The sequence below is a fragment of the Bradyrhizobium sp. MOS001 genome (assembly GCF_004634465.1).
In the GTDB taxonomy this organism is placed as follows: domain Bacteria; phylum Pseudomonadota; class Alphaproteobacteria; order Rhizobiales; family Xanthobacteraceae; genus Bradyrhizobium; species Bradyrhizobium barranii.
The window spans coordinates 71049-81561 of the sequence record NZ_SPVJ01000040.1 but is presented as its reverse complement, the minus strand read 5'-3'; the positions used below and the strand labels follow the sequence as shown (position 1 = coordinate 81561).

General features: G+C 62.4%; 13 protein-coding genes, 1 tRNA gene and 1 pseudogene. 7 read left to right on the top strand and 8 right to left on the bottom strand.

Annotated elements, in window-relative coordinates:
- Window positions 1–93 precede the first annotated feature (93 nt).
- Window positions 94–621: an SOS response-associated peptidase family protein gene (locus tag CT676_RS33385; RefSeq protein WP_167768237.1), complete on the top strand. Its 528-nt coding sequence runs from the start codon at window positions 94–96 to the stop codon at window positions 619–621.
- A 1191-nt stretch (window positions 622–1812) separates the two neighbouring features.
- Here CT676_RS33385 and CT676_RS33375 read toward each other — a convergent pair.
- Complete coding sequence (locus tag CT676_RS33375; protein ID WP_085401901.1) at window positions 1813–2013, bottom strand: DUF6494 family protein; 201 nt, start codon at window positions 2011–2013, stop codon at window positions 1813–1815.
- Window positions 2014–2060: 47 nt separating this feature from the next.
- Here CT676_RS33375 and CT676_RS44455 point away from each other — a divergent pair, with 47 nt between their 5' ends.
- Window positions 2061–2228: a hypothetical protein gene (locus CT676_RS44455; RefSeq protein ID WP_161495847.1), complete on the top strand. Its 168-nt coding sequence runs from the start codon at window positions 2061–2063 to the stop codon at window positions 2226–2228.
- A 452-nt stretch (window positions 2229–2680) separates the two neighbouring features.
- On the opposite strand, the pseudogene CT676_RS44450 reads toward CT676_RS44455, so the two are convergent.
- The 3 genes and pseudogenes from CT676_RS44450 to CT676_RS33360 form a co-directional block, all read right to left on the bottom strand.
- Window positions 2681–2759: pseudogene (locus CT676_RS44450) on the bottom strand.
- A 531-nt stretch (window positions 2760–3290) separates the two neighbouring features.
- Window positions 3291–4508 (bottom strand): integrase arm-type DNA-binding domain-containing protein, encoded by a 1218-nt coding sequence (locus CT676_RS33365; protein WP_085401903.1) that lies wholly within the window; start codon window positions 4506–4508, stop codon window positions 3291–3293.
- Window positions 4509–4685: 177 nt separating this feature from the next.
- Window positions 4686–4770, bottom strand: a tRNA-Leu gene (locus CT676_RS33360).
- A gap of 158 nt (window positions 4771–4928) precedes the next feature.
- Between CT676_RS33360 and CT676_RS33355 the strand changes: the two genes are divergently transcribed.
- Window positions 4929–5468: a disulfide bond formation protein B gene (locus tag CT676_RS33355; protein ID WP_085401904.1), complete on the top strand. Its 540-nt coding sequence runs from the start codon at window positions 4929–4931 to the stop codon at window positions 5466–5468.
- A gap of 169 nt (window positions 5469–5637) precedes the next feature.
- Here the strand turns inward: CT676_RS33355 and CT676_RS33350 are convergent, their stop codons facing one another.
- The gene (locus CT676_RS33350) at window positions 5638–6723 is read right to left on the bottom strand and encodes an AbrB family transcriptional regulator (RefSeq protein WP_085401905.1); all 1086 of its coding nucleotides are present in this window, start codon (window positions 6721–6723) and stop codon (window positions 5638–5640) included.
- A 101-nt stretch (window positions 6724–6824) separates the two neighbouring features.
- On the bottom strand, window positions 6825–7112 hold the full coding sequence (locus tag CT676_RS33345) for a PsiF family protein (protein ID WP_085401906.1): 288 nt from the start codon (window positions 7110–7112) through the stop codon (window positions 6825–6827).
- 199 nt (window positions 7113–7311) lie between these two features.
- Here CT676_RS33345 and CT676_RS33340 point away from each other — a divergent pair, with 199 nt between their 5' ends.
- Complete coding sequence (locus tag CT676_RS33340; protein WP_063985822.1) at window positions 7312–7803, top strand: hypothetical protein; 492 nt, start codon at window positions 7312–7314, stop codon at window positions 7801–7803.
- Window positions 7804–7843: 40 nt separating this feature from the next.
- Here the strand turns inward: CT676_RS33340 and CT676_RS33335 are convergent, their stop codons facing one another.
- Complete coding sequence (locus CT676_RS33335) at window positions 7844–8392, bottom strand: TetR/AcrR family transcriptional regulator (RefSeq protein ID WP_085401907.1); 549 nt, start codon at window positions 8390–8392, stop codon at window positions 7844–7846.
- Window positions 8393–8503: 111 nt separating this feature from the next.
- On the opposite strand from CT676_RS33335, the gene CT676_RS33330 reads away from it, so the two are divergent.
- The 3 genes from CT676_RS33330 to CT676_RS33320 all read left to right on the top strand — a co-directional run bounded on the left by CT676_RS33330 (window position 8504) and on the right by CT676_RS33320 (window position 10167).
- Window positions 8504–8929: an acyl-CoA thioesterase gene (locus CT676_RS33330; RefSeq protein WP_014491606.1), complete on the top strand. Its 426-nt coding sequence runs from the start codon at window positions 8504–8506 to the stop codon at window positions 8927–8929.
- Between the two features lie 3 nt (window positions 8930–8932).
- Window positions 8933–9409 (top strand): PaaI family thioesterase, encoded by a 477-nt coding sequence (locus CT676_RS33325; protein ID WP_085401908.1) that lies wholly within the window; start codon window positions 8933–8935, stop codon window positions 9407–9409.
- Window positions 9410–9507: 98 nt separating this feature from the next.
- Window positions 9508–10167, top strand: coding sequence for a DsbA family protein (locus CT676_RS33320; protein WP_028147336.1), 660 nt, complete (start codon window positions 9508–9510; stop codon window positions 10165–10167).
- A 78-nt stretch (window positions 10168–10245) separates the two neighbouring features.
- Here CT676_RS33320 and CT676_RS33315 read toward each other — a convergent pair whose 3' ends face one another.
- Window positions 10246–10452: a hypothetical protein gene (locus tag CT676_RS33315; protein WP_085401909.1), complete on the bottom strand. Its 207-nt coding sequence runs from the start codon at window positions 10450–10452 to the stop codon at window positions 10246–10248.
- Window positions 10453–10513: the final 61 nt, after the last annotated feature.

The window sequence follows — 10513 nt, the reverse complement described above, 5'->3', positions numbered from 1 at the left end:
CGACATAGTGCTTCATGTTCCCGCTCCTGCTGCCACCGGCTCGCCGGCTTCCCTTCCAGGCTGAGCCTTTCGAGCAGCAACCGCAATCACCCCATCTACAGCATCACCACGAACCAAGTCGCCATCGCTGCGCTGTTTCGTTTCGTCAAGCGCTACGTCGGCAACCTCGCGCCGATGCCGGGCGTCTTTCCTGACTATCCGGCTCCAGTGATCCGCAACACCGATGTCGGAAGCGAAATGGTGCTGATGCGCTGGGGCATGCCGCCGCCCCTCCGCACAGGTGGCCCGCCGGTCACCAACATCCGCAACACATCGTCACCACATTGGCGAGGCTGGCTCAAGCCGGAGAACCGGTGCCTTGTCCCGTTCAACAGCTTCGCCGAGTACGCGCCGGAGCCCAACCCGGAGACCAAGAAAAAGGATGTGGTCTGGTTCGCACTCAATGACGATCGACCGCTGTTCGCCTTCGCTGGCATCTGGACCACGTTCAACGGTGATCGCGGCACGAAGTCGAAGCCGGTGCCAGGGCCGCATCAGGTCTATGGTTTTCTCACGACTTCGCCGAACTCCTTCGCACCCCGGCCGCATTCTTCCGCGCGAGCAAAGGGATATGGCAATTGATCGGCCAAATTCTCAGCTCTTCCACGGTCGTAAGCCACGGTCCGAGCGCCGCGGCGAAAGAGATTTGGCAGGCTGCTGCACTTCGCAGCTGCGGCTGGTTAGGACCGGGACTAGTCACGAACACAATGAATCCCTTGCGCCGCCAGTTTTGAGCCGTATGGCCGCCATGTCGGCGCGAAGGGTCGAGGGGGTGGGGGCGACAAACCGGGAGTTTTCGATGTCCGGTTATTTGAGATTTTGCTTCGCTGGTTTTGCTCTCGCTGGAATTCTTTCAACGACGCCCGCGTCCTCCGACCCTCTTGACGACTTGTTCAATATCGCTCCGCGCGCACGTGCTCCGACCGATCCGGCGCGAGCGGAATGCTTGGCGCGGCCCGGCGACTCGGTCCCCGATGGCCAGCATTGGGTCTATCGAGTCGATGGTCGCCGCAAATGTTGGTTCCTGGCCGAGGGCATTGCGACGGTGAAGAAGCCCGTTCGTTCTCGCATAGCTAAAGATCCCGTGGCTAGTCGTAAGCGGAGCCCGGTCGTTGACGCGCGCGCAGAGTTGCTGCGGCCCAGACCGGCCGAGCAGTCTCAGCCCCCTGTCCCTGAATTGAAAGTAGCTGAGGCTGCTTCCGAACTTGGAACGAGCACGACGGCCCCGATACCAGCGGTACCCGACCTGCATCGGCGTACCAACCAGCTCACGTCGGAGTTCTCCGTGCCGCCCCAAGTTGACGTAGAGAAGCTTCTTGCGGCTGCGAGTGACGCCGCTGCCGCCTCGATGCCCCCGGTTCTGCCGGTGGGCATGGGCCCTAGGGGGGCCGGCGATGAGGGGAGGGGCTGGGCGGTGACCTGGTTGGGCTTGCTGCTGATCGTCTTAGGAGTCGGCTCCGTATTGAGCTCAAGCCGTGCGCTACGCGAAGCCGTGCTGTTGCGCTATTGGGAATTGATGGGTCTCGGAGCCGCGCCAGGAAGAGCAGGCTACGGCATGTAGCCGTCACGTGGCGCGAACTCGGCATGTCGCCGTGTGACCCAACTCGGACCTGAACCGCGGATCCGGTGATGTCCGCTCACAGTGGCAGAGCAGACCATCTACCATGGACCCGCCGACTTCCGAGCTTGACCCGAAGGCGACGTTCGGCCGGCGACCGCAATGGTAGCCTTCGTGAGGATCAGGGCCATGGCTTCCCACAGCCGGGACAATCGTCAGAGCGCGACTGTTTCCTCGACCACATGGTTCAGCGGCGTCCCCTCCGCGGACAAGGTCATTCGCAGTTTGAGCTTGCCACCCTTCACCTCTCCGCTACGCACTAGGTTCTCAATTTCACGCTGCGATGTAACTCCGACACGCTTCAGAAATTTACGGATAGCCATATTGAAGCGGTCTTCATCGAACTCGGCGGTCATGGCTGTTCTCCCTGATCGGGCAGGCAAAGTCTAGCACGAGGCGAGCAATGACGAAACATCGAGGCCTCGCTCGCGTCGCCACCGACTTCCTCCTCAACCTGATTGCCTGCAACCTCGGCCCGAAGCTGAAGACTACACCTGGAAGCGAAATCTCACTCAGTGGAGTGCTTCCGCTTCTGGCCGATATTGTTGCAAAAGTCGATTTTCGCCGATGACCAAAATTCTGCGGGCCGTGGGCGCGACTTTCGCGTACAAGATGCGGGGGACCTCACGGCCTCACGCAAAATTCACAGGCGACTTCGGTAGCGCGATTGAGGTCATACGAATCAGCGATCGCTCGCTGCTTAGTGTTTTCGCGAAAAATCTTGAGCCCTGCAACTTTCGACTTTTGCAACACAATCGGCCCTTAGCGGACGTGATTAACGTTGTGGCTAACTTCCGCTTTACCGGAGATAACCGACATCATCACCAAATGCAGAGATCGCTTCCGTCGGCCGGAAAGGCGAGGAACGTGGATGCACTGCCGTATCCTCTCGCCGGCATAGGAGCTTGCTCGACGCCTTCGTGAACTCGCGCGTGAACGAATAGTGGATGTATCTGGTGCGGTTTCTGGTGCGCTCGTCGCGCTGAGGGCAGCGGAGAGCAAGCAAGATATTGATATTCTTAGTGGGCCCGGCAGGACTCGAACCTGCAACCACCGTTATGAGCGGTCAATTGACGGGGCAGACGAGGACCGCTTCAGGCTCAGCAATAGCACTTCTTCTCAGGATCAATATCGCCCTTGACCGCTCACGGCTTTTTGTACGGCTTCGTCACGTGCGTCCAAATTTGCCACAGCTTGACGAGCATGTGAACGACTGGATTGAAATGGCCGTCGTTCATCTTTGCAAATGTGAGTCTATTGAAGTTTCTTGATTCCTGCACTTTGTTTCATCCGGCGCTGTCTTACATCACGCTGCGACCAGGCGACTTTTTCGCGACAAGGAGAGTCTATGACGGGCGATCAATTGGAGAACGAAAGACGAGGACAGGCGAAAGGCGTTGTCTCGTCTACGAATGGTCGCGAGGCAAGGTCGCTCCCGTTTGCCGAGCGGCTCAGCTGTACGATCGACGAAGCCTGCGAGGCAACAGGCTTGGGACGCACAAAGCTTTACGAATTGATCGGATCTGGCCAACTCGTCACTACAACGATCGGACGCCGGCGCTTGGTGATGGTGCGATCACTTCTCGCGCTTCTGGACACGACTATGTCGGAGTAACCGATTGCTGGCTTCTCGTTAGGCGCTCATTTTGACGATGCGACCAATGTCTTTCAGCCGATCCAACTCATCTGCCCACCAGCGCATCATTCGTACGCGTTCTTGCCAAAATTCTGCAGCGTGAGTGTAAGCGCCACGGATTTCATTCGCCTCCTGGTGCGCAAGCTGACGCTCGATCGCATCCGCATGCCATTTTCCGCTTTCATTCAAAAGCGTTGACGCGGTGGATCTCAGGCCGTGGACCGTCAACTCGGTCTTTTCATATCCCAGTCGGCGTAGGGCTGCGTTGAGCGTGTTGTCGCTAATGGGACGATGCCAGGATCGCACGGACGGAAATAAGTATCTTGATCCACCAGTGATGTCCTGCAGTTCGCAAAGAACAGCGAGCGCTTGAGGCGCCAGCGGCACCCTATGCGGCCGTCTCATCTTCATCTTCTTCGCAGGTATACGCCATTCGCCGTCGGCCAGATTGAATTCAGCCCATTCAGCTTGACGGAGCTCACCAGGTCGCACAAAGACGATCGGTGCCAACTTTAGGGCGTGCCTCGTTACAGCGTGCCCCTCGAAACCATCAATTGCCCGCAGTAACGCCCCGACAGCTCTCGGTTCGACGATTGTTGCTCGATGGGTGACTGTTGGGGTTATCAGCGCGCCCCGGAGGTCGGCGGTTGGGTCCCGTTCAGCCCGACCTGTTGCGATAGCAAAGCGAAATACGGCGCCCACTGTGCTCCGCGTGCGAGTCGCGGTCTCATGCCGGCCGCGTTTTTCGATCTTCCGCAATGCGTCAAGGATTTCAGGAGCCTTGATCTCCGCAATCGGCCGCTTACCGAATTCTTTGTTGGCGAAGTCTAGGAGCCACTGCTTCTTCTTCAGAGTGGTCGAGGCATCTCCTTCCGCCTCGAATTTTTCCATCAGCTCCTTGGCCACGGCTTCAAACGTATTGGCACGTGCGATCCGAGCATTTCGGCGTTCTTCCTTGCGGTCGACGGAGGGATCGATACCCTCAGCGAGGAGCTTCTTGGCTTGGTCGCGCGTGATCCGCGCGTCCGCGAGACCAGTGGTGGGATATTGGCCAAGCGCGAGCAGCTTCTGCTTGCCATCGAAGCGATAGCTGAAGCGCCAGAGCTTCGATCCGGTCTTGGTGACGAGCATGAAAAGCCCGCCACTGTCGGATCGCTTGTAGTCACTTTCGACTGGTTTCAGGTGCCGAAAATAGGTGTCATTCTTGGCCGGCAAGGGTTCGATTCCCCCAAAAATCGCGATACCAACACCCCTAGGATCTACCAACAAAGATACCAACAAATCGGCCGGATGCCAGCAAAAATAGACGAATGGCTACGCAAACCAAAATGCGGCTTGTGCCTTTTATTGTAGAGTAAAGTGAACGTTGGCGGATGGGGACGGATGCTCGACTGGTGCCCCTGGCCGGAATCGAACCAGCACTCCTTGCGGAACTCGATTTTGAGTCGAGCGCGTCTACCAATTCCGCCACAGGGGCTCCCGGTCGGCCCCTGGAAAAGGGCCTCGCAAAGCGGGCGGACTATAGCCATGGACAGGGCAGGGTCAACCCGCGCCAAAGTGATCCCGGCCGTTCTCGACAGCCGCCTGGGCCGGGGTTAGAGCCTTAAGAAAGCGACCCATCCGGAAGAGGCTGCCGTGACGACCCAGAGTGCCGCAATACCTGCATTCAGGCCGGCTGGGACCGGTCCCGCGCTGACCGCCTCGGTGCTCGTCACGCTGATTGCCGCCGCGACCATCGCCGGCGCCTGGTTCTTCCAGCTCGTGCTGGAGATCCTGCCCTGTCCGCTGTGCCTGGAGCAGCGCTACGCCTATTATCTCGCGATCCCGGTCGGTGTGCTCACGGCGCTTGCGGCGCGGAGCGGGGCGCCGCGGCCGCTGCTGCTCGCGGGCCTTGCGATCCTCGCGCTGGCGACACTCGCCAATGCCGGCCTCGGCACCTACCACTCCGGCGTCGAATGGGGTTTCTGGAAGGGCCCGACCGATTGCTCCGGTCCCGTCATCAATCTCGGCAATGCCGCCGACCTTCTGTCCAAGCTCGATACCGTGAAGGTGGTGCGCTGCGACGAGGTGCAGTGGCGGTTTCTCGGCCTTTCGCTCGCCGGCTACAACGTGCTGATCTCGCTGTTGATGGCCGCGATCGCGGCGTGGGGATTTTTGCGGACGGCGAGGCGTTAGGTAAGCTGCCGTAGGGTGGGCAAAGCGACTTGTCCGCCGTAGCTCGAAGAGCGAAGGCGGAAGCGTGCCCACCATTTTTAGCGATATTGCGGGAGCATAGTGGGCACGGCGCTAGCGCGCCTTTGCCCATCCTACGAGACCGGAGCTCCGCTACGACTGCGGCGCTTCGCTAATCATCCACATCGTCCTGCGTGCGGCCGAACAGGTGCACGATGCCCGGGGTCGCGATCGTCACGAACACGAAGCGCGACAAATGATGGGCGCCGACGAAGATCGGGTCGATGTGCAGCGTGAGCGCGAGCGCCAGCATCGCATCCATCGCGCCCGGCGCGAAGGCGACGACGACATCCGATAATTTCACCTGCGCGGTGAGCGCGACGATGCCGACGAAGATGGCCGAGACGGCGATGGCCACGGCAAACGAGCCCAGCGCCGCATGGATGTGGCCGGCGAGCGTCTTGATCCGCATCCGCGCGAAACGGCTGCCGATCAGCGCGCCGATGCCGATCAGCGCCACGCCGCGCACCCAGTTCGGCAGGCCGCCCTCGACCCAGCCTGCGCCATGCAGCACGCTGGAGGCGATCATCGCGCCGAACATCCAGCTCGCCGGAAACTTGATCAGCCGCAGCAGGAGCGCCGCGGCCAGCGAGGCCGCGACCAGCTCCACGAGCTCGAGCGGCGAGGCGATCGTCGTCGTCAGCGACGGCGCGACGGAGGGCGCCACGCCCGCGAACGCGAGCACCATCGGCAGCGCCGCGGTGAGGATGATCACGCGCAGGGTCTGCACCACCGCGATGCCGGGCAGGTCGGCGCCGCGCTCGACCGCCAGGATCGTGATCTGCGACAGCGCGCCGGGGCTGCCGGCGAGGAAGGCCGAGGTGCGGTCCCAGCCATGAATGCGCTGGAGGTAATAGCTCGAGCCGAAGGTCGAGCAGAAGGTCGCGAGCGCAAGCAGGCCGATGGTGAGGGGATAGGCGCTGACCTGTTGCAGCAGGTGGCGCGAGACGACCGAGCCCAGTGAAATGCCGAGCAGCACCAGCACGGTCTGGGTCAGGATCGGCGGCAGTGCCAGCTGGCGGCCGGCGATCGCGGCGATCCCGACCGCGATCATCGAGCCCGAGATCAGTCCCCCGGGAAGTCCGGCGACCAGAAACACGAGGCCGCCGGCGGTGCCGATGACGAGCGTCTCCACCGTGCTCAAGATCTTGGCACGGCTTGGCCATTCGAACGGCAGGGAGGCGGTGATTTGCTTCACGCCACCTTATCGCAAATCAACGAGAGGCGCACAATTGCAGCCTCGTCATGCCGCAATGCGCGCGCCTCTCACGGATGCTCGCGAGCCGTAGTGTGACGGATTTACTTCTTGTCGGCGGCGGGGGCGGCGGTGCCGGCCTTCGCTTCCTTCATGCACTCACGGCGGAATTTTTTGCGCTCCTTGCCCTTCAGTGCCTTGGCGTCCGCTTGCTTGGAGCATTCGAGCGACTCCGCCGAGCGCTCCTTCGACGCCTTCTTGTCGGCGGGGGCGGCGGCAGTTGTGGTCTTGGCGTCGGTCTTGGCAGCCGGCGCGGCGGTCTGCGCGAAGGCGGTGCCGGTGGCGAGCAGGGAGGTCAGGGCGACGATGGCGAGGCGAGACGTGAAGGTCATGGTGGTGCACTCTTGCGAGATTGCGGAGGGTTGGGAACGTCGGCTCGCCTTGCTGAACGCGACATGAATAATCCGAACCGGGGGGATCACTATATTTTGGCGGCAGGCGCCATCGCTTCCTTGTCGCGGCCGGGCGGCACGCTAGGATAGCAATCCTCGTTTCGCTTCCGTCGGGGAAGACCAAGGAGGAGGACCAAGGATGACCATTCAATCAAAATTGCTGTGTGCGGTTGCATTGACGGGCTTTGCCGCGCTGGTCGCGAGCGCGCCGGCGCAGGCGCTGACCTCGCAGGAGTGCAGTGCGAAATACCAGGCCGCCAAGAAGGACGGCTCGCTTGGCACAACGAAGTGGAATGACTTCCGCAAGGCCCAGTGCGGAGCGGATGCGACGCCTGCCGCCGCGCCGGCCGCCGCTGCTCCGGCTGCGCCCGCCGCTCCCGCCGAGCCGAAGCAGGCGAAGAAGGAGGCGGCCCCCGCTGCCGCGCCAACCCTGCCGGCCGGACCTGCGATCTATCCGAACGCCGTCGATCCGAAATACGCCAAGGAGACCGCCGGCAAGGCGCGCCTCCACACCTGCGTCGACCAGTACAACGCCAACAAGACCACCAACGGCAATGGCGGCATGAAGTGGATCGAGAAGGGCGGCGGCTATTACAGCGAGTGCAACAAGAAGCTGAAGGGCGCCGCCTGAGCTTCGACATGATGCGATGGCCGGAGCAAAGCTCCGGCCATTAGCCCAACAGCTTCTCGGCCGACTTCGCCACGAGCTGCGAGCGTTTGCGCGGACCGCGCTCGACGAACAGCAAGCTCTGGCCGAAGATGAAGCAATAGAAAAGGAAGGCCTGCGCCTCGGCCGCCTCGGCCTCGAGGCCGGTGGCGCGGTAGAGCTCGGCGACGTGCTTGAGCCGCGCCGCGTCCACGCTCGCGACTGCCGTGGCGGCGTTTTCGTCCGAGCGGGCCCATTGCCGGATCGCGAGCTCGATCGCCATACCCTCCGGATTGAGCCGCTCGGAATAGAGCTGGATCACCGCCTTCAGCCGCTCGCGGGGCTCTTGTCCATCGAGGCTTGTCTGCTGCGCGATCGACGCCGCGCGTCCCTCGCGCCAGCGTTCCAGCATGGCATCGAGCAGCGTGGCACGGTCGGCGAAGCGGCGGTAGAAGCCGCCCTTGGTGACGCCGAGATTCTTGGCGAGCACCTCGACCCTGACACCCTCGACCCCCGAGCGGGCAAGCTCGGTAAACCCTGCCTCGACCCAGACATCGCCCTTGCCGTCGTTCATGAAGGAAGCCTCACCGGTTCTTGATACGGTGCCGTATTGCTAACGCGAGGAGGCGCTGATACGCTACCGTATCAATGATCAGAGGGTGGAAAAACAGCAGGAGGAATTGCGATGCAGGAGGCGACCTATCGCGGCACGGTCTATCCGTGGCAGTGCGATCATGTCGGTCACATGAACATCATGTGGTATGTCGGCAAGTTCGACGAGGCCAACTGGAATCTGTTCGCCCGCCTCGGGCTGACGCCGAGCTATCTGCGCTCTTCCGGCCGCGGCATGGCCGCCGTGCAGCAGAACATCACCTACAGGCGGGAGCTGCTTGCCGGCGACATCGTCGAGATCCGCAGCCATTTGCTGGAGGTCCGCGACAAGTCGATCCGCTTCCGGCACGACATGACCAATGCCGAGACCGGCGAGATCGCCGCGTTCTGCGACATCACCGGCGTGCACATGGACCGCAGCCAGCGGAAGTCGGCGCCATTCACGGATGCGATCCGCGCGGTCGCTCTGCAGCATCTTGCCGAGCCGGCCGAGGCCTGAGCCATGGCCGCGTTCGAGCCGAAAAATCCGGGCTATCGCGCTGCTACCATTGCCATGTTCGACGGCCAGCCGGCGATGCGCACGCTCGGCATCGTGATCGTCCGCCTCGCGCCGGGCGAGGTCGAACTGGCCATGCTGCATTCGGCGGCCTTCACGCAGCAGAACGGTTTTGTCCATGCCGGCATCATCACGGCAGGCCTCGACAATGCCTGCGGCGTCGCCGCCTTCACCCTGATGCCGCGCGAGGCCGACATCCTGACCGTCGAGTTCAAGACCACGCTGCTGGCACCCGCCCGCGGCACGCGCTTCGTCTTCAAGGCCGAGGTGGTCAAGCCCGGCCGCACGCTCACCTTCTGCGAGGCCCGGGCCTTTGCCGAGCACGAGGGTAACACCACGCTGATCGCCACCATGACCGGGACGCTGATGGCGATGCTGCCCCGCGCGGCGGCTTCGCCAGCGCCGGCGGCGATCCGCGCATAGCATGGCGATGACATCGCGCCCGCAACGCTCTATATGACGCGTAACAGGTCCCGGTCGCGAACCGTATTTGCAGCGATGGGACCGAAACGGGACGAGATATGGCTGGATTCAGGAACAAGGGCCTCGTGGCGACGCGGCGTGCGGCGCTGACGCTGATCGGGGCTGGTGCCCTTGCGGCAGGTCGGATCACCTCTGCGCGCGCGGCCGCCGCCGATGACGAGGTGCTGACCGAAGCCAAGGTGTTGCGCGACCCCGATGTTCCCGTCGCCGGTAATCCCGACGGCAACATCAGCATTATCGAATGGTCCGACTACAATTGTCCCTATTGCCGCAAGCTCGAACCGGAGCTGCGCCAGGTGGTCCAGGACGACGGCAAGGTGAGGCTGGTGATGAAGGATTGGCCGATCCTCGGGCCGGTCTCGGTCACCGCGGCGCGGATCGCGCTCGCGGCAAAATTCCAGGACAAATACCATCAGGCGCATGATGCCATGATGGGTGTCAGCTCGCGCCTGACAGAGCCGCGCATCAACGAGCTGCTCGCGGCCGCCGGCGTCGACATGGACCGCCTGAAGCGCGATCTCACCGACCGTGCCAAGGACATCGACGCCGTCCTCAAGCGCAACAACGAGCAGGCCGAAGCCTTCGGCTTTAGCGGTACCCCCTCCTTCATCGTCGGCAAGTATCGCGTGCCGGGCGTGCTCAGCATGACCGAGTTCGAGCAGGTCATCGCCGATGCCCGCAAGGCCAAGATGAACTGACGCGACCGCATCGATCGCCGTCAATACAAAGGCGCCGCCGCGGACCCGCGACGGCGCCTTGTTCGTGATACGGCGTCGTTACTTCGACGAGATGCGGACCCAGTCCTTGTGCGCGCGATCGCGCAGCGCATCCCAATCGGCCTTGGCGACGTCCCAGTTCACGATGGTGCGATTGGACGTCGCGACCTCGCCATTGGCGACCGACGACGTCTGCATGGAGTCATAGACGTACACGCCGCAACCGAGCAGCAGCGCGCCCAAAATCATTCCGAAAAACGTCTGCATCTGCGAACCTCCGGTGACGGGCGATAACGTCGGCCCGGAGTGATGGTTCCGCGGCAGTACG

Coding starts and splice junctions, on each gene's coding strand:
- CT676_RS33375 (WP_085401901.1), bottom strand. CDS start 2,013: ATGACCGCCGAGTTCGATGAAGACCGCTTCAATATGGCTATCCGTAAA.
- CT676_RS44455 (WP_161495847.1), top strand. CDS start 2,061: ATGACGAAACATCGAGGCCTCGCTCGCGTCGCCACCGACTTCCTCCTC.
- CT676_RS33345 (WP_085401906.1), bottom strand. CDS start 7,112: ATGACCTTCACGTCTCGCCTCGCCATCGTCGCCCTGACCTCCCTGCTC.
- CT676_RS33340 (WP_063985822.1), top strand. CDS start 7,312: ATGACCATTCAATCAAAATTGCTGTGTGCGGTTGCATTGACGGGCTTT.
- CT676_RS33335 (WP_085401907.1), bottom strand. CDS start 8,392: ATGAACGACGGCAAGGGCGATGTCTGGGTCGAGGCAGGGTTTACCGAG.
- CT676_RS33330 (WP_014491606.1), top strand. CDS start 8,504: ATGCAGGAGGCGACCTATCGCGGCACGGTCTATCCGTGGCAGTGCGAT.
- CT676_RS33325 (WP_085401908.1), top strand. CDS start 8,933: ATGGCCGCGTTCGAGCCGAAAAATCCGGGCTATCGCGCTGCTACCATT.
- CT676_RS33320 (WP_028147336.1), top strand. CDS start 9,508: ATGGCTGGATTCAGGAACAAGGGCCTCGTGGCGACGCGGCGTGCGGCG.
- CT676_RS33315 (WP_085401909.1), bottom strand. CDS start 10,452: ATGCAGACGTTTTTCGGAATGATTTTGGGCGCGCTGCTGCTCGGTTGC.